General features: G+C 58.4%; 14 protein-coding genes. 4 read left to right on the forward strand and 10 right to left on the reverse strand.

Annotated features, from left to right (window positions below; genetic code table 11):
- Nucleotides 1-86: 86 nt before the first annotated feature.
- Together DKW72_RS13630 and DKW72_RS13635 are read right to left on the reverse strand one after the other, a co-directional pair.
- Nucleotides 87-1028, reverse strand: a complete 942-nt coding sequence (locus tag DKW72_RS13630) for a sugar kinase (protein WP_111642931.1) — start codon at nt 1026-1028, stop codon at nt 87-89.
- A gap of 80 nt (nt 1029-1108) precedes the next feature.
- Nucleotides 1109-2572: a tagaturonate reductase gene (locus tag DKW72_RS13635; protein WP_111642932.1), complete on the reverse strand. Its 1464-nt coding sequence runs from the start codon at nt 2570-2572 to the stop codon at nt 1109-1111.
- Between the two features lie 439 nt (nt 2573-3011).
- On the opposite strand from DKW72_RS13635, the gene DKW72_RS13640 reads away from it, so the two are divergent.
- Complete coding sequence (locus tag DKW72_RS13640) at nt 3012-4127, forward strand: pectinesterase family protein (RefSeq protein WP_111642933.1); 1116 nt, start codon at nt 3012-3014, stop codon at nt 4125-4127.
- A 48-nt stretch (nt 4128-4175) separates the two neighbouring features.
- Here the strand turns inward: DKW72_RS13640 and DKW72_RS13645 are convergent, their stop codons facing one another.
- The 7 genes from DKW72_RS13645 to glnA form a co-directional block, all read right to left on the reverse strand.
- Nucleotides 4176-5801, reverse strand: coding sequence for a lytic polysaccharide monooxygenase (locus DKW72_RS13645; protein WP_111642934.1), 1626 nt, complete (start codon nt 5799-5801; stop codon nt 4176-4178).
- A 606-nt stretch (nt 5802-6407) separates the two neighbouring features.
- Nucleotides 6408-7460 (reverse strand): class I fructose-bisphosphate aldolase, encoded by a 1053-nt coding sequence (locus tag DKW72_RS13650; RefSeq protein WP_111642935.1) that lies wholly within the window; start codon nt 7458-7460, stop codon nt 6408-6410.
- Between the two features lie 164 nt (nt 7461-7624).
- Nucleotides 7625-8887 carry a 6-phosphofructokinase gene (locus DKW72_RS13655; RefSeq protein ID WP_111642998.1) on the reverse strand — a complete coding sequence of 421 codons (1263 nt, stop codon included), beginning with the start codon at nt 8885-8887 and terminating at the stop codon, nt 7625-7627.
- A gap of 216 nt (nt 8888-9103) precedes the next feature.
- Nucleotides 9104-10534, reverse strand: coding sequence for a nitrogen regulation protein NR(I) (gene ntrC / locus DKW72_RS13660; RefSeq protein ID WP_111642936.1), 1431 nt, complete (start codon nt 10532-10534; stop codon nt 9104-9106).
- Nucleotides 10521-11594 carry a nitrogen regulation protein NR(II) gene (glnL, locus tag DKW72_RS13665; RefSeq protein WP_111642937.1) on the reverse strand — a complete coding sequence of 358 codons (1074 nt, stop codon included), beginning with the start codon at nt 11592-11594 and terminating at the stop codon, nt 10521-10523. The genes ntrC and glnL overlap by 14 nt, the downstream gene beginning before the upstream one ends.
- Before the next feature lie 184 nt (nt 11595-11778).
- The gene (locus tag DKW72_RS13670) at nt 11779-12306 is read right to left on the reverse strand and encodes a DUF4124 domain-containing protein (protein ID WP_111642938.1); all 528 of its coding nucleotides are present in this window, start codon (nt 12304-12306) and stop codon (nt 11779-11781) included.
- Between the two features lie 150 nt (nt 12307-12456).
- Nucleotides 12457-13860, reverse strand: coding sequence for a glutamate--ammonia ligase (glnA, locus tag DKW72_RS13675; protein ID WP_111642939.1), 1404 nt, complete (start codon nt 13858-13860; stop codon nt 12457-12459).
- A gap of 337 nt (nt 13861-14197) precedes the next feature.
- Here glnA and thiI point away from each other — a divergent pair, with 337 nt between their 5' ends.
- From thiI to typA, 3 genes are all read left to right on the forward strand, one after another.
- Nucleotides 14198-15652, forward strand: a complete 1455-nt coding sequence (gene thiI, locus DKW72_RS13680; protein WP_111642940.1) for a tRNA uracil 4-sulfurtransferase ThiI — start codon at nt 14198-14200, stop codon at nt 15650-15652.
- 16 nt (nt 15653-15668) lie between these two features.
- Nucleotides 15669-16142, forward strand: a complete 474-nt coding sequence (locus DKW72_RS13685; RefSeq protein WP_157960501.1) for a hypothetical protein — start codon at nt 15669-15671, stop codon at nt 16140-16142.
- Between the two features lie 94 nt (nt 16143-16236).
- Entirely contained in the window at nt 16237-18060 is a 1824-nt protein-coding gene (gene typA / locus DKW72_RS13690; protein WP_198411366.1) for a translational GTPase TypA, read from the forward strand.
- Nucleotides 18061-18143: 83 nt separating this feature from the next.
- On the opposite strand, the gene DKW72_RS13695 is transcribed toward typA, so the two are convergent.
- Entirely contained in the window at nt 18144-19907 is a 1764-nt protein-coding gene (locus tag DKW72_RS13695; RefSeq protein ID WP_111642942.1) for a family 15 carbohydrate-binding domain-containing protein, read from the reverse strand.
- Nucleotides 19908-20099 lie beyond the last annotated feature (192 nt).

The following is a 20099-nucleotide window of genomic DNA, read 5'->3' on the forward strand; positions in this document are numbered from 1 at the left end:
TCCTGCAAATGTATTACACGGGCATAAAAAAGGGGTCAGCGGCGAACCGCTGACCCCAAGGTCGAAACTTAAACGGGAAGCCTGTATCAGGCGTTGTATTCGCCCTCGAAGGTCATCTTGTCGATCACGCCGCCGCGGTGACGGATGACGATACCGGCGCAGCGGGTGCCCTCTTTGGCGGCGTCCGCGGGCTCGGCCCCTTTGAGGCGCGCCGCCATGTAGCCGGCATTAAAGGTATCCCCGGCACCGGTGGTATCGATCACATTGTTGACCTTGGGTACGGGGACCCGCTCTTCCTGGCCATTGCGGATGATGATGGATTCTTCGGCGCCGCGTTTGAGCACCAGCTCCTGCAGTGACAGGTCCGCATAGCGGCGCTTGGCGCCATCGATGGAGTCATCGCCCCAAAGCAGGCCCTCGTCGTCCAGCGTCAGCAGGGCGATATCGGTGTGCTGCAAGACTGACAGCATGGCTTTTTGCGCGGCTTCCTTGCTCGGCCACAAGCGCGGGCGGTAATTGCTGTCGAAGGCGACGGTGATACCCTCGCTGCGCAGCTCGGCCAGTAGGTAGCCCAGAGTGATACGGGCGGTCTCGCTCATGATCGCGAGGGTGATACCGCTCAGGTAAACCGCATCGCACCCGGCCAGTTGCTTGGCCAGTTTGGCGGCGGCCGCATCGTCGTTAAACAGTTCCCGCGCGGGCGCTTCTTTGCGCCAGTAAAAGAATTCGCGCTCGCCATCCGGGGTGTTGCGGATGATGTACAGGCCCGGGGCTCGACCCGGTAGGCGCTCGATCATCCCGGTGCCGATGTTCTCGGCCTGGGCGCGAGCGAGAATCTGGTCACTGTATGGGTCGTCGCCCAGAATGGTGACGTAGTCCACCTGGGTGCCCAGGCGTGCCATGTAGACCGAGGTGTTGAAGGTATCCCCGGCGTAGGACAGCGCCATGACTTCGCGCTTTTCTTCCTGGGCTGTGGGGTAGGGCGAAAGCTCAACCATGACTTCGCCGATCGCTGCAATTCTTGCCATAAGGTGTGCCTTAGGGTGCCAAGTTCAATGAAAAAAGGGCCGTGGCCGCGTTTCCAAACGGCCACAGCCCTAAGACTAGCTTAGCTGGCGCGCTGTGTCAGCTGGGCATCGTCGGCCAGCAGCTTTTCCAGTGCCTCCTCCATGCCCAATGTGCGAATCGCGTACAGGTACTGAGCCGTCAACTCGGTCAGGCCGGGCACCTGGTTCAAGTCGGTTTTCCAGTTCTTCTCGTAGGCCAGAACCTGGGTGACCAGCGCCTTGATGCCGTCGTAGGAGTCGTCGCAGTCGGACCAGGCCGCGCGGTACAACGCGACAATGTCTTCGCTGTCCTGAGGCTCGCCCTGGTAGTAGGCCATCAGTGCGGCGAGGGAGAACACAATGCGGGTGGGTAGCTCACCGGTACGCTTCTGGAAGTCCAGCAGCGACGGCAGTACGCGGGTTTCCCACTTGGCCATGGAGTTGAGCGCGATGCTCTTCCAGAAGTGTTTGATGTACGGGTTGTAGAAGCGCTCCAGAATTTCTTCTGCAAAGGCCTTGAGCTCGTCTTTGGGCAGGTTGATATTCGGGCAGACTTCGTCGAACACCACTTGCTTCATAAACTGGCTGATCACCGGGTGCTCGATGGCCTGCTGTACGGTGTCCACCGGATAGAGCAGGGACACGGCAAAGGAGGCGGTGTGCGAACCGTTGAGGATACGGACTTTGCGATCCCGGTAGGCGGTCATGTCGTCGGTGAAAATGACGTTCAATCCAGCCTGCTCGGTGGGGAATTCTTTCTGGACCCATGCGGGGGCTTCGATTACCCAGACGTGGAAGTATTCGCCTTCAACCACCAGGTTATCCTTGTAGCCCAGCTCGCTCTGGATCTGGTCGATTTTGTCGCGCGGAAAGCCCGGCACAATACGGTCGACCAGGGTGCTGCAGAAGGCATTGGCTTCTTCCACCCAGGCGATAAAGTCAGCGCCCAGGTTCCAGCGCTCGGCGTGCTGGAGCACATACTTCTTGAGGATGTCGGCATTGTGCTCGATCAGCTCGCAGCAGAGAATGATCAGGCCCTTGTCCTTGGCCCCGTCAAAGGTCTGGAAGCGGCGGTGCAGAAAGGCGGTAACCTTGGCCGGGAAAGACTTCTGCGGCTGCATGTCGAGGGTGTCGGTGTCATCCCAGGCAATCCCGGCTTCGGTGGTGTTGGAAACGATAAAGCGCAACGCCGGGTTGTCCGCAATGGCGACATAGTCCGCGAACTGGCTATAGGGGTTGAGGGCGTGGTTGATACAGTCGATCAGCTCCACTTCGCTCACCGGCTCACCGTTTTTGATCCCCTGAAGGTAGAGGTGGTAGAGGCCGTCCTGGGCGTTGAGCATGTCGGCCATGCCCTGCGCGATGGGCTGAACCACGGTGACGCCGGCGTTGAAATCCGCCTCTTTGTTCATTTTGTGAATCATCCAGTCGGTAAAAGCGCGCAGGAAGTTGCCTTCGCCGTACTGGAGGATGCGTTCGGGGTAGCTGGCCGCACCGGCCGCGGTTGATCGGTTCAGTTCTTTCATTAGGGGGTCCCACTTGATGGCCGCTGCTGCGGCTTGTTGTTTGTTTGGCCCGCTCGGGTCGTGCAGCGCCGTTGATTCGGGGCCTAGTTGCGTTGGTAGCGTAAAATGATATACGCTATCATTTTGTGCTAGCTTCTCAAAATCGCGCTCTTTTGTCAATTGGTGAGGCCTGGATGACAAGGTGCCTCAGTGTCGGATTACGCCCTGCGGGCTAATCCGACCTACTGTCGATAGTGTGCCATTGCTTGAGTAGGTCGGATTAGCGCAGCGTAATCCGACAAAGCGGCACCCAGCCTCAACAGCGTACGAATGTTTGAGCAGGTCGGATTAGGCGCCGCCGTAATCCGACAAAACACACCCAAACCCCGGGCGCGCAGAAGTACAGCACAATTAACGACATTGCCCGATCCAACAAAAATCAAACCACCGGAGACCTTTCATGCCAACCCGCCTACTCTGCCTCTTGACCCTCATCCTGGTCGCCGCCGCCTGTACCTGGACTGGTTCGGATTCCAGCTCCCAGGCTTATGACGCCATCGTTCAACAGGACGGTGTCGACACTCGCGGCACCACGCCGGTGTATGAGTCAGTGACCGACGCGCTGGCGGCCGCGCCCGCCGATGCTACAGCCCCTCATCGGATCCTGATCCGCGCCGGTGACTACTATGAAAAGCTCACCATCACCCAGCCCCATATTCACCTGATCGGTGAGGGCGCCGAACGCACGCGCATTTATTACGACGCCTATGCCGGCCAGGAAATGGCGCCGGGCGAGACCTGGGGCACTCGCCGCTCGGGCACGGTGATTGTGCAGGCCGCCGATGTCCAGTTTCACCGGCTGACCATTGAAAACAGCTTCGACTTCGTAGGCAATGATGCGCTGGATCGCGACGACCCCGCCAAGCTGCACGGCACCCAAGCGGTGGCATTGCACCTGGACAGCGGCAGCGATCGGATTCTCGCGCGGGAGGTGACCTTGTTGGGCTATCAGGACACACTGTTCCCGAATGTTGGTCGCAGTTGGTTTGATCGCAGTGTGATTGCGGGCAATGTGGATTTCATTTTTGGTGCGGGCAACGCATTGTTTACTGATTCGGAGATCCGCACACGTATTCGCGGGCGCGAGCACGGCACCCACGGCTATGTCGCTGCACCTTCCACGGATATCAGCCGTCCGTTTGGCTTTACCTTTATTGATACGCAACTGACGCGTGAGCCGGGTGTGCCGGACAACTCGACGGCGCTGGGGCGTCCATGGCACCCGACCACCACCTTCCCCGATGGTCGCTATGCCGACCCCTATGCCGTGGGCAAGGCGATTTTTATCCGCACCGAAATGGATGCACACATTACCCACGAAGGATGGGCCCCGATGGGGGGTACCGCGCGTGATGGCGGGCGGAAACAGTTTATGCCCGATGAAGATGCGCGCTTTTTTGAGTACCAGAGCCGTGGGCCCGGGGCGAGTACCGAGCATCGGTTGCGGCGTCAGTTGAGTGACGACGTGGTCAAGGATTTTGCCGTGCGCAACATATTGGGCGACTGGCGCCCGTAAGGGGAGAGGGAAACAGGGGCCCGGAGGCCCCTGTGCAGCGTTTGCGCGTTACTCGCAGTCGACCTGGGGGTTACCGGCACTGCCGGTGCCCTGGAAGCCGAAACTGACACTTTCACCCGCGGGTATGGATGCGTTCCAGTCCAATGGCGTGGCGCTGTAGGGGTTGCTGCCGCTGATGTCAGCATTCCAGCCGTTGGTGATTTCGGTGTTGCCGCCGTAGCTCCAGGAGGCGCTCCAGCCGTTCACCGTTTGGCCGCTGTTGTTGGTCACAACGATGTCGGCCACAAAGCCCGCGCCCCAGTCGCTGGAGATCACATACTCACAACTCAGGTCGTCGCTACCGCCTGACCCGTTACCATTGTCCGAGTCGCTCTCCACTTGCAGGAAGGCGCCGGAGTAAGCTGAAGGTGCCAGGGCGTAAATGCGGTTAGCGGTGGCGCTCGCTGCCGGCTCGACATCGCCGTCGCTGTTGAGCACCCCAATAGCCACATCATCGGCTTCGGCGTTGAAGGCTTGAGCGAAGCTCAGTGTCCAGGCGTCGGCACTACCCTCGGAGACTTCGAAGGGCGTGTCAGGCAGATAGATGTCGCTGCCGCCGGTGGTTACCAGTCGCAGTTGCACCTGGTCGCCACTGTCCAACTCGCGCGCCTCGTCAGTTAACGCACCCAAATTGACCCAGTTGGTGTCGCCACCTTCGGGAGCGTGAGTAAACGCAAAGGATGCGGTGCTGTTGCCGGCGCTGTTGCTCACCTGTACGCGCACGACCACATCGTCTTGCGATGAAGGCTCGTCCAGCGTCAAGGTGGTTTGTGAGCCGCTGGTGCTGCTGAGAGCGTAGAGAGAACTGTCAGACGCGTCCACGCTCCAGGCGTAGCTCAGGTTATCGCCTTGGGAGGCCGCGGCGCTGAGCGTTATTGTGCCGGCACCAATGAAAAGGCTATCACTGGGGCTGGCACTGACGTTGGCTACTGGCGCACTGATGCCTCCACCGTTGTCTCCACCGTCGTACTCAACGTCGATACAACCGTGAAAGCGCTCGAAGGTAAAGTAGTTGCGTCCCCATTCACCGTAAATTACATGGCGGCCGGAGCGCTCGGGCAGTTCGCAGACAGTGTCAAACCACACCAGATCCCGACGAGGAATAATGTTGGGCGTTGCCCCGGGGTTGGTGTCGTCGTAGCCGGTCAAATCGCAAAAGGGCTCTTCCTCGAAGTCTGACCAGCGCAAAGGTTCGCCCACCTGATATTCGAAATCCTCACGGGTGATGTAGTATACGAATTCTTCGGTATCGTCGAAGTGGGGACCCCAGGCGATATCCCAACTGATCGTCAGCGGACCTGCGCTTACCGAATGAGTGGGCCAATCGAGGGGTTTGTCCCAAGGGGTCGGGCCGCCGTCCCAGGTCGAGCTGTCAAAGCCGCAGACGTTGTCCGGCAGCGGTGAAACACCTTTGCGACCGAGGCTATGGGTCAGTACGCTCATAAACTGATAGCCTCCGTTGAAGTCGCCTTCAAATGCCTCCGCACAAATGCTGCCAGGTTCGGCCTGGTCGGGTTTGGTGACGGCGCCGCATATCCAGTTGCGCGAGGCGGGCTCATTGATCAAGCCGTGGCCCAGCGCACTGGCTGAGAGTGTCAATGCAAGAGAGCCGAACAGTAATTTTTGGTATCGCATGCTCCTTACCTCTTTATGTGTTGGGTGAAAGATTATTATGCAGAGAAGAGCGCCGCTCTTCTCTGGTGTTGCTGGCAAGGCCGGCGTGCAAACTCAAGCGCCAGCTAGCTGGCAACGCTTAGCTTCACGTGTTAACACGAAGTTTTGTGTGATTGCAGACACACTTCTGAAACTTGATGGCGCGGGGATCGACGTTTTGGCATCCAAGTCATTTGTCGGATTTTTGCGGACTGTTTTGCGTGAAGATGGGGTGCTATTTTAGGAAGGTTTAAGCGAAAAAATGGTTGCGTTTGTCGGTGAGCGTTTTGGGTGATAACGGGCGCCACTGTGGGTCTTTTGAGGAGAACGATGGCGTTGTGAGAGGGATTCTGTGCGAGCCCGTTCGGTTGATAAACGTGCTTGGGATTGGTGCCTCAGGTGTCGGATTACGGCTTCGCCTAATCCGACCTACTTGAGCATTGGCGCTTTGATGGGGTGTGCTCTTATTGTCGGGTTATGGCTTCGCCTAATCCGACCTGCTCGAACATTGGCACTTTGTTTCCAGTAGGTCGGATTAGCCCGCAAGGGCGTAATCCGACACTGTGGCACCCGACTTCGATCACCGCGCTAGGCGATGGTCACATCCTTATCCAGATACACATCCTGAATCGCATGTAACAGCGCTGCACCGTCGGCCATCGGACGTTGAAATGCTTTGCGGCCGGAAATCAGCCCCATACCGCCGGCGCGCTTGTTGATCACCGCCGTGCGCACGGCTTCCTGCAGGTCACCTTCGCCGGTGGATGCACCGCCGGAGTTGATCAACCCGATGCGCCCCATGTAGCAGTTGGCGACCTGGTAGCGCACCAGATCAATGGGGTGCTCGGTCGTCAGTTCCGAGTAAACTTTCGGATGGGTCTTGCCCACCTTCACCGCATTAAAGCCGCCGTTATTTTCCGCCATCTTCTGCTTGATGATATCCGCCTTGATGGTCACGCCCAAGTGGTTGGCCTGGCCGGTCAGGTCGGCGGACAAGTGGTAGTCAGTGTCACCCTGGGTGAAGGCGCTGTTGCGCAAGTAAGTCCAGAGCACTGTCACCATGCCCAGCTCATGGGCTTGCTGAAAGGCATCGCTGATCTCCTGCAGTTGTCGGCGCGACCCCTCTGAACCGAAGTAAACGGTTGCGCCCACGGCGATGGCTCCCATGTCGTACGCCTGACGCACCTGACCGTAGAGGGTCTGGTCGTAGCTGGTGGGGTAAATCAAGGCATCGTTGTGGTTGAGCTTGACCATAAACGGAATCTTGTGAGCGTAGCGTCGCGCCACCGAGCCGAGTGCACCCATGGTGGAGCAAATCGCATTGCAGCCGCCCTCAATCGCCAGTTCGACCACGTTCTTTGGATCGAAGTAACGGGGGTTAGGCGCAAAAGAAGCACCCGCAGAGTGCTCAATGCCCTGGTCCACCGGCAGAATGGAAATATAACCACTGCCGCCGAGGCGGCCGCTGTTGAGAAGCGTTTGGTAATTACGCAGTACCGGCGCTGAACGGTCGGTATCGGCAAACACCTGGCCGACGTAATCCGGGCCTGGCAGAGTCAGGGTTTCTGCAGGAATGGCAGTACAGCGGTGACTCAGCAGATGTTCTGCGTCGTCACCGAGCAGGGAGGTGATATCTTTCATGATCGTAGGCCTTTGGTCTCTCGGTTTTGGTCTCAATTGCCATTTTTTGTATGGCTATGGTATTGCTGATACCCGGTTGTCTCGCAAGTCACTGAACATTCTCCCGATGTGTTTACCAGTGACTTGAGTCGTATGCCCTTGTGGTTGAGACAAGGGACAGGCGGTTAAACCTGAAACGGCGTGTTGAGAATCTTGGGTACCGCAATTTTTTTAAGTCGAACATACTCGGGCAACCCGTTGCGATAAGGCGGATAAGCTTCGCCTTCGATAAGGGGGGCCAAGTAGGCGCGACAGGCATCGGTAATGGCGAAGCCGTCGGCGCTGATGTATTCGGGGGGCAGGGTGCGTTCCACGTTAGCCACTTGTGCGAGGGGTACGTGGTCGATGTGCCATTGGTAGGGTGCGTCCTGGGTGCGCACGACCACCGGCATCACTGCGTTCTTGCCCGCAACTGCCAGCTCAACGGCAGCCTCACCTAAAGTATAGGCCTGTTTCACGTCCACCGCCGAGGCGATGTGACGAGCGGCACGTTGCAGGTAGTCGCAGACCGCCCAGTGGCACTTGTAGCCGAGCGATCGTTTGATGATGTCAACCACGACGGGGGCGGCGCCGCCCAACTGGGCGTGGCCGAAAGCATCGGTGGCCCCGGCGGCAGACAAAAACTCGCCGGCTTGGTTCTTGACACCCTCAGAGACGGCCACGATGCAAAAACCTTTGCGCTCAACGGTGGCTTCAACCCGCTGTGTGAAGGCAGACTCATCCAGTGGCACTTCCGGAAACAGAATCACATCCGGGCCCAACCCGCGTTCGTCCTGAGCCAGTCCGGTGGCCGCCGCGATCCAGCCCGCATGGCGACCCATGACTTCCATCACGAACACCTTGGTGGAGGTGCGGTGCATGGACTCGACGTCGTAAGCCGCTTCAAGAATCGATACGGCCGCGTACTTGGCCACAGAGCCAAAGCCCGGGCAACAGTCGGTGTGAGGCAGGTCATTGTCGATGGTTTTGGGCACGCCGACACAGGTGATCGGATAGCCCAGGCTTTCGGACAGTTGCGATACTTTATGCGCGGTGTCCTGAGAGTCGCCGCCGCCGTTATAAAAAAAGTAGCGGATATCGTGGGCTTTGAATACCTCGATCAGGCGCTCGTATTGGGCGCGGTGCTCGTCCAGGGATTTGAGTTTGTAGCGACAGGAGCCAAAGGCACCGGACGGCGTGTGCAAGAGTGCACGAATGGCCTCGTCGGATTCCTGGCTGACGTCGATCAGGTCTTCGGTGAGCGCGCCGATGATACCGTCGCGGCCAGCGTAAACCTTGTTGATGTGTTGTGGGAAGCGTTTCGCGGCGTCAATGACACCGGCTGCCGAGGCGTTGATCACGGCAGTAACACCCCCCGATTGGGCATAGAACGCGTTGTGCGACACGATGATGTCCCCGGGGCTGATGGTAGTGGTCTCTCGTTTCGGTGCGCCCAGTCTGAGGCTGTGCTTGCACCTTGTTCCTGTTGCTATATGGTCATTCAGTCCATATGGCGGCGATTGCAATCGCTCTGAAAAGGAACGGAATAATACGCCTCGCCCCGAGGCTTTTCAATAGCCGATTTTTTGTACAGCACCAATGACAGCGCTGTACTTGTCGCTTTTTCAGTGCGTTTCTGACTCTTCGCTGTTGCCCGCCATGCCCAACTCTTTCAGTTTGCGCGTGAGGGTATTGCGGCCCCACCCGAGCAGGTTGGCGGCGTCGCGTTTGCGCCCGGCCGTGTACTTGAGTGCGGTTTCGATCAGCGCCTTTTCAAATGTGGGCACCGCTTCGCTGAGCAGTTGATGGTGGCCGCGCGCCAGGGCCTGGTCGGCCCAGTGACGCAGGGCTTTCTCCCAATCGTCAGCCGGTGCTGAATCCTCCTGGCCGCCGAGCAACTCGGGTGGCAAATCATCGACGTGCACCTCGCGCCCGGACGCCATCACGGTAATCCAGCGGCAGGTGTTTTCCAGCTGGCGCACGTTGCCGGGCCAGGACAGGGAACACATAAATTCCTCAGTCTCGGAAAGTAGGATTTTGGTATCCACATCCAACTCGTTGGCCGCTTTGTGCAAAAAATATTTTGCCAGTTTGGGGATGTCTTCGCGCCGATCCGCCAGCTTGGGAATATGAATACGAATAACGTTCAGTCGGTGGAACAAGTCTTCGCGAAAGCGGTTGTCGTTAACCAGGATCTCCAGGTTCTGATGGGTGGCCGCGATGATACGCACATCGACTTTTACCGGTGTGTGGCCGCCGACACGATAAAACTCACCGTCGGCGAGAACACGCAGCAGGCGGGTTTGAGTTTCGGCGGGCATATCGCCGATCTCATCGAGAAACAAGGTGCCGCCATTGGCCTGCTCAAAGCGGCCCTGGCGTTGCGCGGCAGCGCCGGTGAAAGCGCCTTTCTCATGACCGAAGAGTTCAGACTCCATCAGGTCTTTGGGAATAGCGGCCATATTGAGTGCGATGAAGGGCGAGGCGCGCCGGGGGCTGTGTCGGTGCAGTGCGCGCGCCACCAGCTCCTTGCCGGTGCCGGATTCGCCGTTGATCAGCACCGTAATGTTGGACTGGGACAGGCGTCCAATGGCTCGAAACACCTCCTGCATGGCCGGTGCTTCACCGATAATTTCGGTGTGGGGTTCAACGTCGGCTTCACCGCTGACTTCCTGTTTTTGCTCTTGGGCGTGTGCCAGTGCCCGTTGCGTCACGGCGACCGCATCGTCGACATCAAAAGGTTTGGGTAAATACTCAAAGGCACCGCCCTGATAGGCAGACACCGCGCTTTCGAGATCCGAATGCGCCGTCATGATAATGATTGGCATGGTCGGATACTGGGTGTGGAGGTTACTCAGCAGCGACAGGCCGTCGGTGCCCGGCATACGGATATCGCTGATGATCGCATCGGGCACTTCGCGCCCAATGTGATTCAGCGCGGCATCGCCGGAGTCAAAGGTGCGCGTTTCTATGTTGGCCGCTTGCAGGGCTTTTTCCAAGACCCAGCGGATCGAGCGGTCGTCGTCGATAATCCAAACCCGGTTAGACTTCTGCATGGCTAGTTTCCATCGGTAAATAGAGTGAGAAGCAAGTGGCCCCCGGCTCGCTCCGGCATTCGATCAGCCCCTGGTGCTGGTGGATCAAGTGCTGCGAGATGGTCAGGCCCAGGCCGCTGCCTTCGGCGCGTCCTGAAATCATGGGGAAGAAAATATTCTCTACCAGCTCGGGCGGAATGCCCGGGCCGTTGTCGATCACGTCGATGCGGCACACCAGCGGGTGATAGCGCCGCCCGATGGTGTATCGACGTTGAATGCGGGTACGCAGGCGGATCTGGGCGTTCGGGGTGTGGTGTTCGATCAGCACCTGCATGGCGTTGCGGACAATGTTGAGCAGCGCCTGGATCATCTGCTCCTTGTCGGCTACCAGCTCGGGAATGCTCGGGTCATAGTCGCGCACCAACTGAACGCCGTCGCTGGTTTCCGCCTTGATGATAATGGCAACCCGCTCGAGTACCTCGTGGATATTGAGTGGGTGGCGGTCCGGCAACTGGTTGGGCCCGAGCATGCGGTCGACCAGATTGCGCAGCCGATCGGCCTCGGCAATGATCACTTCGGTGTACTCGCGCAGGTCCCCTTCTGGCAGCTCCCGAGCCAGCAGTTGGGCAGCGCCGCGAATGCCGCCCAGAGGGTTTTTGATTTCGTGGGCCATACCGCGCACCAGGTTGCGCGTGGTTTCCTGGGAGCTGGTGAGCATCTCTTCGCGACTGATGCGCAGCAGCCGGTCGATCGGCTGGATCTCGATCACCACGCCTTGATGGTCAGCCATCGGGGTGACCGTGTAGTCCACGGTAATTTGGCCGTTGGCTGGCAGTTGCCATTCGGCGTGGCGCTTGGTGTAGTGGTGTGAGTCAGCGGTGGCCTGGCGCAGCTCTGTATCGGTATCTTCGGTCTCGTAGAAAAACTGGGTAAAGGACTCCCCCAGATTGCGCTCGCGGCTGATCGAAAGCAGGGCCTCAGCGGACGGGTTGATCTGGCGTAGGCGCAGGTCGTTGTCCAGCTGCACAACGGCGGTGTTCAGGCTGTCGAATAAAGGCTTGTAGGGTTCAGATAAGCTCACGTTAATTCCGTTCTCCTGTCGGGCGCTGGCCGGCCGGGGCCGCTGCCTCTGTATGGGGCTATGCAAGCTTCAAGCCAGAACGTAAAGCGCTGTTATTGCGCATTTTTGTGGCTCGGAGCGACGGGTTTTCTGTGAGTATGCACCAAAATGGTGCTGGGTGCTTGCCGGGGGTGCACCCCGTGCACTAATTGGGACGGGGGCGTAACAGTGAAGGGCGCTGAACGTGCACAGTAACGGTGTTGGAGGTGGCAACCGGAAAACCCTCGTGATCCAGCACGCGTACTTGTAGCTGGCGACTGCCCACGGGAATTTCTTCGATGGTATGGGTGGTAGATCGGGTCTCGGCGATCAGCTCGCCGCTCATGTAGTAGGCCAGACGGTGATCCGGGTGCAGTTGAGGGTCCAGGTTGAGTGCGACAGTGACATTGCGCTGACCGGCTAGAATAACGGCGTCTTGCGCCGGGCTCGCGATCCGCAGTGCGTAGTCAACGGGTGCCTCTGGTGCCTCTTGTCGCGGGGGCTGTCGGCGCTCCGTGATTTCGGTTTCGGGCAGGGTGTTGGGTGTGCGCTGGCGGATTGATTCGCTGCGCTCGTTGACCGGATGGTCGCTGAAAATAACCCGCCCATTGTCGTCCACGGTGCGGTATATCTCACCGGCGCTGACCGTACTGGCCAGAAGAAGTAATGGAGCGATTGCAAGGCTGCGGATCATGGCGCGCGACTCTCGGGGCGTAGTTGACACTATAGACCAGTAAACCCCTACTGTATTCCCTTGCCGGATAAAGAAAAAGCCCGCTCAGCGGGCTGAGCGGGCTTTTTATCGTTTGCGTCGGCAGTCGTGTGACTGCCGTCACAGCATGACTTACACGCTGTAGTAGAGGTCGAACTCTACCGGGTGCGGAGTCATGTTCAGGCGCTGGATGTCCTCTTCCTTCAGAGCGATATAGGAATCGATGAAGTCGTCGCTGAACACGCCGCCAGCCTTGAGGAAGTCGCGGTCCTGATCCAGTGCTTCCAGGGCCTGTTCCAGGCTGGAGCACACGGTCGGGATTGATGCTTCTTCTTCCGGGGGCAGATCGTACAGGTTCTTGTCCGCCGCGTCGCCGGGGTGGATTTTGTTCTGTACGCCGTCCAGACCAGCCATCAACAAGGCAGCAAATGCCAGGTAGGGGTTGGCAGTGGGGTCGGGGAAGCGGGTTTCAATACGCTTGGCCTTCTCGCTGGACACGAACGGGATACGGATTGAGGCGGAACGGTTACGGGCCGAGTAGGCCAGTTTTACCGGTGCTTCAAAGCCGGGTACCAGACGCTTGTAGGAGTTGGTAGAGGCGTTACAGAAGGCGTTCAGCGCGCGGGCGTGCTTGATGATACCGCCGATGTAGTACAGAGCGGTTTCGCTCAGGCCAGCGTAGCTGTCGCCGGCAAACTGGTTCTTGCCATTTTTGGAGAACGACTGGTGCACGTGCATGCCGGAACCGTTGTCACCGATCAGCGGCTTGGGCATGAAGGTGGCGGTTTTGCCGTAAGCGTGAGCCACGTTGTGAACACAGTACTTCAGGATCTGGACTTCGTCCGCCTTCTTCACCAGCGTGTTGGCGCCGACGCCGATTTCACACTGGCCAGCGTTGGCCACTTCGTGGTGGTGAACTTCGATATCCAGGCCCATGGACTCCATGGCATCACACATGGCGGCGCGGATGTCGTGCAGCGAGTCGATGGGCGGAACCGGGAAGTAGCCGCCTTTGACGCGCGGACGGTGACCGGTGTTGGCACCTTCGTACTCGTCGCCAGAAGACCAGGCCGCTTCGTCAGAGAAGATTTTGTAGAACGCACCGCTCATGCCGGCGTTCCACTGAACGCTATCGAAAACAAAGAATTCCGGCTCGGGACCAAACAGGGCCTTGTCACCCAGACCGGTTGATTGCAGGTATTCTTCGGCGCGCAGCGCGACAGAGCGCGGGTCACGGTCGTAGCCTTGCATGGTGGCCGGCTCAACGATGTTGCAGCGCAGGATCACGGTGGGGGCGTCGGAGAAAGGGTCCATGATGGCGGTTTCGTCGTCCGGCATCAGGATCATGTCGGATTCGTTAATGCCTTTCCAGCCAGCAACGGAAGAACCGTCAAACATGGCGCCGTTTTCAAAGAACTCGTCATCAACGATGGTTGCGGGGTAGGTGACGTGCTGCTCTTTACCTTTAGTGTCGGTAAAACGCAGGTCAATCCAGCGCGCTTCGTGTTCTTTAATCAGTTCCAGTGTCTTGGACATTGAATGCCTCCAGGTTGTTGTGAGCCTCGCGGGCTACAGAGTCTAAACAGTAAGTACTACAAAATCGGTCGCTGGCGGCGGCGAGCCGCAACCAGCAGGTACCCAGAATGGGGCAAGATGCGTGCCAGCTTGTCAAAAATGCAGCAAGGCGGCGGTCCACCGTCGTTTTTCGCACCAAAACATCACATGAAGGTGTGTCTATGCACCAAAACAGGGCTTGCGCCCGGCTTCATGCACCTATTTGGTGCTTTCGCGCTTCGGGTCGCGCCTGTGAACCGCGGAGGCGTTCCCGTATAATGCTCGGCCTTCAGTTTTGAGCTGGTTACAGTAGGCCCATATGCATTTTATCGTCAAGGTATTCCCGGAAATTATTATCAAGAGCCCGCCGGTGCGTAAGCGCTTTATTCGCCAGTTGCGCGATAACCTGCGGCACCTGCTCGGGGGCGTCGATGAGCGCATCCGGGTACAGCGCGACTGGGAGAAGATTGAAGTCTCTCTGCCCGGGGCGGGCTCGACGATTACGGCTCAGGTGAGTGATGTTCTCGCTCATACGCCGGGTATCGCCACATTTTCACTGGTACATGAATACCCACTAGGTGACGATTTGGATGCCTTGGTGCCGCCGGTGATCAGTCACTGGGGGCCGGCGTTGGAGGGGAGAACCTTTGTGGTTCGTGCCAAGCGCGCCGGACAGCACAGTTTTACCTCCCACGATGTTGAGCGCAGCCTCGGGGGCGCATTGTTGCACCAGACTGGGGCGCGGGGTGTCGACCTGCGCTATCCGGAGGTGACGGTGAGAGTCGAGATCAAAGACGAGCGCCTGTTGATCGTCGCGCAGCAGCGCAAGGGCCTGGGCGGCTACCCGCTGGGCACCCAGGAGCCGGTGCTGTCGCTGGTGTCCGGAGGCTTTGATTCCACCGTGGCCTCCTATCTGATGATGAAGCGGGGGCTGCGCACCCACTTCTGCTTTTTCAATCTCGGTGGGCGCGCCCACGAGATGGCGGTCAAGGAAATCTCCTACTATCTTTGGGACAAGTACGGCGCTTCGCACTCCGTGAAGTTTGTCACCGTCCCGTTCGAGGATGTGGTGGGTGAGATTCTGGCCAAGGTCGATAATGCCTACATGGGCGTCGTGCTCAAGCGCATGATGTTGCGCGCCGCTGGTCGGGTCGCGGAGCATTTTCAGTTTCACGCGCTGGTGACCGGTGAGAGTATTGCCCAGGTCTCGAGCCAGACGCTACCCAATCTCAATGTGATTGATCAGGTCACGGATCATCTGGTGTTGCGCCCGCTGATTGTCATGGATAAGGGCGATATTATTGATATTTCCCGGGCTATTGGCACCGAAACCTTTTCTGCTGCGGTGCCGGAGTATTGCGGTGTGATTTCTGTGCGCCCGACAACCCGGGCGCGACCGGATCAAATCGTGTCGGCAGAAGAGGGTTTCGACATGGGCGTGCTTGAGCGGGCGCTCGAGAAGTTGCAGGTGCGCGCAATTCAGGATGTCGTTATGGACCTGGAGGGCGCCAGTGACGCGCCCGCAATCGTCACGGAGGTGGGTGACGACCTGGTGGTAGACATCCGGCATCCGGATGAGCAGGAGCTTAAGCCTCTTGCGCTGCCGCCGGAGCGAGTGCTTACTATTCCTTTTTATCGTCTGAGCGCACAGTTCCCGAGTCTGGACGCCGAGCGGCGTTATCTGCTCTACTGTGCCAAAGGCGTGATGAGTCAGTTGCACGCGGCCCACCTGAAAGAGGCGGGTCATCACAATGTGGCCGTTTATCGGCCCTGAGCAGCACGAGCGAACCATGGCAAACTCCCGAAAATCCAACGCGGATGAAGAAAAAAGCCTGGCCGGCTTTATCGTCGTCGCCTTATTGCTGGTGCTGTTGTCTGTGCTCGCCACCCTGCATCTGAGCGGTGTATCGATAACAGCCTTTGGTGGGCAAGTGGTGGACCGGGTGATGCACCGCCACGTCGAGCTGACCTTGGGTGACGCCCAAAGTTTGTGCGAACAACGTGCGCGGGAGACCTTTGCGCGGCGGTTGCGCAGCCTCGAGGTGGATACCTTCTCCAGTCGCCTGGACGCGGACGACAATCTGTTCAAGGTGTTTATGGCGGCGGATCTCTATGCCAACCCCGAGACCCGGGGGCGCACCATCACCTACCAGGTGAACTGCTACACCCGCGTCAATCGCGCCGAAGTTACCCAGTTTCAGTACGCCGCCGGTGGTGATATGTTCGGTCCAGACCTCGATGGGCGCGGGTTTTTTGGCCTTTAACGCCGAATTCATTAAAAAATCATATCAGTAGGGGCCCCTTGGCAGGTATAATGCCGCCCCTTTAGTTCACCCCCCGGCACGTCAAGAGACCCTCATTGTGACCAACTCCGCTATTGAAAACCTGCGCAACATTGCGATTATCGCCCACGTTGACCACGGCAAGACCACACTGGTAGACAAACTTCTGTCCCAGTCTGGCACCCTGGACCGACGTGACGAAGGCTCTGAGCGCATCATGGACTCCAACGATCAGGAGCGCGAGCGGGGTATCACCATTCTCGCCAAGAACACCGCGATCCGCTGGAACGAATACCGCATCAACATCGTAGACACCCCCGGGCACGCCGACTTCGGTGGCGAGGTAGAGCGGGTACTGTCGATGGTGGACTCGGTGCTGTTGCTGGTGGATGCCGTCGACGGCCCCATGCCCCAGACCCGCTTCGTAACCAGCAAGGCGTTTGAAAAAGGTTTGCACCCGATTGTTGTGGTTAACAAGGTTGATCGCCCGGGTGCCCGTCCGGACTGGGTTATCGACCAGATTTTCGACCTGTTCGACCGCCTGGGCGCGACCGATGAGCAGCTCGATTTCCCGATCATCTACACCTCTGCCTTGAACGGCGTGGCTGGCCCCTCGCCCGAGGAGCTGGCGGATGATATGACGCCGCTGTTCGAGATGATCGTCAATCAGGTCAAATCGCCGGATGTGGATATCGATGGCCCGTTCCAGATGCAGATTTCGGCGCTGGACTACAACAGCTATGTGGGTGTTATCGGTATCGGCCGTATCACCCGAGGCAGCCTGGTACCCAACCAGCCGGTGGTTGTGGTTGATGCCAAGGGCAAGCCGCGCAAAGCCAAGGTATTGCAGGTCATGGGGCACCACGGCCTGGAGCGGGTGGAAACCGACCGCGCCACCGCCGGTGATATTGTCTGTATTACCGGTATCGACGGCCTGAGCATTTCCGACACCCTGTGTAACCCCGAGCAGGTTGAGGCGCTGCCGCCGCTGACCGTGGATGAGCCTACCGTAAGCATGACCTTCCAGGTCAACGACTCGCCCTTCGCGGGCAAGGAAGGCAAGTTCGTCACCAGCCGCAACATCCGTGAGCGCCTGGAGCAGGAGCTGATTCACAACGTGGCGCTGCGCGTGAAGCCGGGCGATACCCCGGACAAGTTCAAGGTCTCCGGTCGCGGCGAGTTGCACTTGTCGGTATTGATCGAAAACATGCGTCGCGAAGGTTTCGAGCTGGGCGTATCCCGTCCCGAGGTGATCCAGAAAGAGGTCGACGGTGAAATTCACGAGCCGTTCGAACAGGTAGTGATCGACGTAGAAGATCAGCACCAGGGCTCTGTTATGGAAGAGCTGGGGCTGCGCAAGGCCGAGATGACCAATATGGAGCCGGACGGCAAGGGTCGGGTCAAGCTGGAGTTCATCGTACCGTCACGGGGCCTGATCGGTTTCCGCGGCCAGTTCCTGACCCTGACCTCGGGTTCGGGCATCATGACCAGCATCTTTGACCACTACGGTCCGGTCAAAGGCGGCGACGTGGTCAGCCGCCAGAATGGCGTGCTGGTGTCCATGGTAAAAGGCAAGACGCTGGCCTACGCCCTCTATACGCTGCAGGATCGCGGTCGCCTGTTCCTGGGACACGGGGCGGAAGTTTACGAAGGCCAGATCGTGGGCTTGCACTCGCGCAGCAATGACCTGGTGGTCAACCCCACCAAAGCCAAGCAGCTCAACAACATCCGCGCTGCGGGTACCGATGAGGCGTTGACGCTGTCCCCGCCAGTGCGCCACACCCTGGAGCAGGCACTGGAGTTTATCGAAGACGATGAACTGGTCGAAGTCACGCCGCAGAGCATTCGTCTGCGTAAGAAACTGCTGACCGAGAACGAGCGCAAGCGCGCGAAGAAGTAACTGTTTTTGCTTAAGCGTTTGATCAAAAAAGGGGCCGCAGATTGCGGCCCCTTTTTTGTGGGTTACTGATTATTGTTGTGGCATTAATCCGGGTCGCGGATCTGCACCATCATCAGTCGAACCGTACCTGCAGGGCTGCCTTTGGCTTGGATGCCCAGCTGAATTTCTTCGCCCTCAGCGGGGCTCAGTAGTTCATTATCAGCGTTGGCCGTGCAGGTAACCAGTGCGGGCACTTGGTCTTCCAGAGTTTCTGTAATCGCACAGAATGAACCACTCCAACTGCCTTTCTCCTGAATCAGCAGTTCAAGACTGGCGCCGCTGTCGATAAACGCCTGATCGACCTGCAGGGCGACTTCGAGCACGCGACCATGAACATCGGCTGGGCCCGCCAGATCGTAAACCAGCTGGTCGTTCTCGGCTACCGGAGAGTAGGTGACCCCTTCAGGGATGTAATCAAACTCTACGGCACCGGGGTTGGTGCGCCAGCCGCTCTCCAAGGAAAGCTGGATACTGTTGTCTTCCTCTTCTTCCTCCTCCGTGGCGAGCACAACAGCCACAGATTTGACCAGAATCGGATCCTTGATGTCCTCGTCGGTCGGCGCCCGAGCCAGCTGAATACCGAAAGAGGTGGCTTCAGTCGCGATGTCGTCACCGACGGTACCTGTAAGGGTGTTTTCACCGGCAACCACTTCCAGCCATCCCAGGTATTGGCCATCGGCCGACAGTTGCAGGCGCAAGTTGCCGTCATCGGCGTATGACTGTGGAATGTCCACAACGAAGGTGATGGTCGCGCCGGACAGGTCGGTTGCGGGAATATCCGCGCGAGGTTCGAGCTGCCACGTGTCTGCGCCCCAGTTGATGGGTGTGATTACCATGGCGCCCGCTTCGGCGTCGTGAGCGATCTCGATGTTATCGCTAGTGGTGGTGCCAGGGCCCGCGCCGTTCAGATACCAGTCGTCAATGTTGTCGCTGAAACTGTAAACGATATCGCCCTCAGGCTCTTGGGTGCCGCCGTTCTCATCTTCCTCGTCTTCTTCATCGTCGTGAGCGAGGTAGAAGTCAAGCGAGCGTACCGCAATAGGGTCGTTGATGGCTTCGTCCGCGGGTGGCTGCGCAAACTGAATGGCAACGATACCGATATGGCTCAGGTCGTCGGCGCGTTCGCCAAGGTCCAGTTCGATGCGTTGGGTTTCGGCATCGTAGTGCGCGAGAGTGATGAAGTCGCCATAGCTGTCGCCGCTGTTGCCCAGCAGGATCAGTTGAATCGCCAGCGCCTCGTCATCCAGATATGCCTGGGGAATATCCGCCACCAAAATGACCGTAGCGTCGACGAAATTAACCCCTTCCTCTAGCTCATAACGAGCCTGAAGCCGCCAGTTGTCGGCCTCCCAGTCTTTCGGGGTCAGCGTCAGTGCTTCGTGCTCGCTGTCGTGGGCGATCTGCATGTACTCGTTGTCGAGCGTGGTGGTGTTGCCGGTGCCGTTGAGGTGCCAGCCATCAATACTATCGACGAAGCGGAAGCTGAGATCGCCTTCCTCAGGCAGTTCGGGTGCTTCGGTATCGCCGCCATTGCCGTTGCCGTTATCGCCACCGTTGCCATTGCCATTGCCATTGGTGCCGTTGCCGTTGTCGCCACCGTTGCCGTTGCCATTGTCGCCACCGTTGCCATTGCCATTGGTGCCGTTACCGTTGTCGCCACCGTTGCCATTACCATTGGTGCCGTTGCCGTTATCACCGCCGTTACCGTTACCGTTGGCAGAGGGAGGTGGATCGTCATTGCTACTGCTGCTACCGCAGGCAGTAATCATAGTTAGCGCAAAAAAGGCTATCAGGAGTCTGTATAACATAGTGATTGTCCTCGGTATCTTATTCTTAAACTGCGAGAGGGCCGTGGCTCGGCCGATTCCTTCCGGTTAGGTGTCGCCGTCATGTTCTTGCTTTCAGCAACTAATAGTCACTATGACGACGAGCTAAAACCATAGCACACAAATGTTTAATGAGACTATAAGGTGGGGTGGAAAATTACCCTGTGGTTATAT

This window comes from Marinimicrobium alkaliphilum, from assembly GCF_003259155.1.
GTDB lineage: Bacteria > Pseudomonadota > Gammaproteobacteria > Pseudomonadales > Cellvibrionaceae > Marinimicrobium_A > Marinimicrobium_A alkaliphilum.

What these genes read in the sequence shown, in the direction of transcription:
- DKW72_RS13630 (WP_111642931.1), bottom strand. Translation starts at nt 1,028, where the DNA reads ATGGCAAGAATTGCAGCGATCGGCGAAGTCATGGTTGAGCTTTCGCCC.
- DKW72_RS13635 (WP_111642932.1), bottom strand. Translation starts at nt 2,572, where the DNA reads ATGAAAGAACTGAACCGATCAACCGCGGCCGGTGCGGCCAGCTACCCC.
- DKW72_RS13640 (WP_111642933.1), top strand. Translation starts at nt 3,012, where the DNA reads ATGCCAACCCGCCTACTCTGCCTCTTGACCCTCATCCTGGTCGCCGCC.
- DKW72_RS13645 (WP_111642934.1), bottom strand. Translation starts at nt 5,801, where the DNA reads ATGCGATACCAAAAATTACTGTTCGGCTCTCTTGCATTGACACTCTCA.
- DKW72_RS13650 (WP_111642935.1), bottom strand. Translation starts at nt 7,460, where the DNA reads ATGAAAGATATCACCTCCCTGCTCGGTGACGACGCAGAACATCTGCTG.
- ntrC (WP_111642936.1), bottom strand. Translation starts at nt 10,534, where the DNA reads ATGCAGAAGTCTAACCGGGTTTGGATTATCGACGACGACCGCTCGATC.
- DKW72_RS13670 (WP_111642938.1), bottom strand. Translation starts at nt 12,306, where the DNA reads ATGATCCGCAGCCTTGCAATCGCTCCATTACTTCTTCTGGCCAGTACG.
- glnA (WP_111642939.1), bottom strand. Translation starts at nt 13,860, where the DNA reads ATGTCCAAGACACTGGAACTGATTAAAGAACACGAAGCGCGCTGGATT.
- thiI (WP_111642940.1), top strand. Translation starts at nt 14,198, where the DNA reads ATGCATTTTATCGTCAAGGTATTCCCGGAAATTATTATCAAGAGCCCG.
- DKW72_RS13685 (WP_157960501.1), top strand. Translation starts at nt 15,669, where the DNA reads ATGGCAAACTCCCGAAAATCCAACGCGGATGAAGAAAAAAGCCTGGCC.
- DKW72_RS13695 (WP_111642942.1), bottom strand. Translation starts at nt 19,907, where the DNA reads ATGTTATACAGACTCCTGATAGCCTTTTTTGCGCTAACTATGATTACT.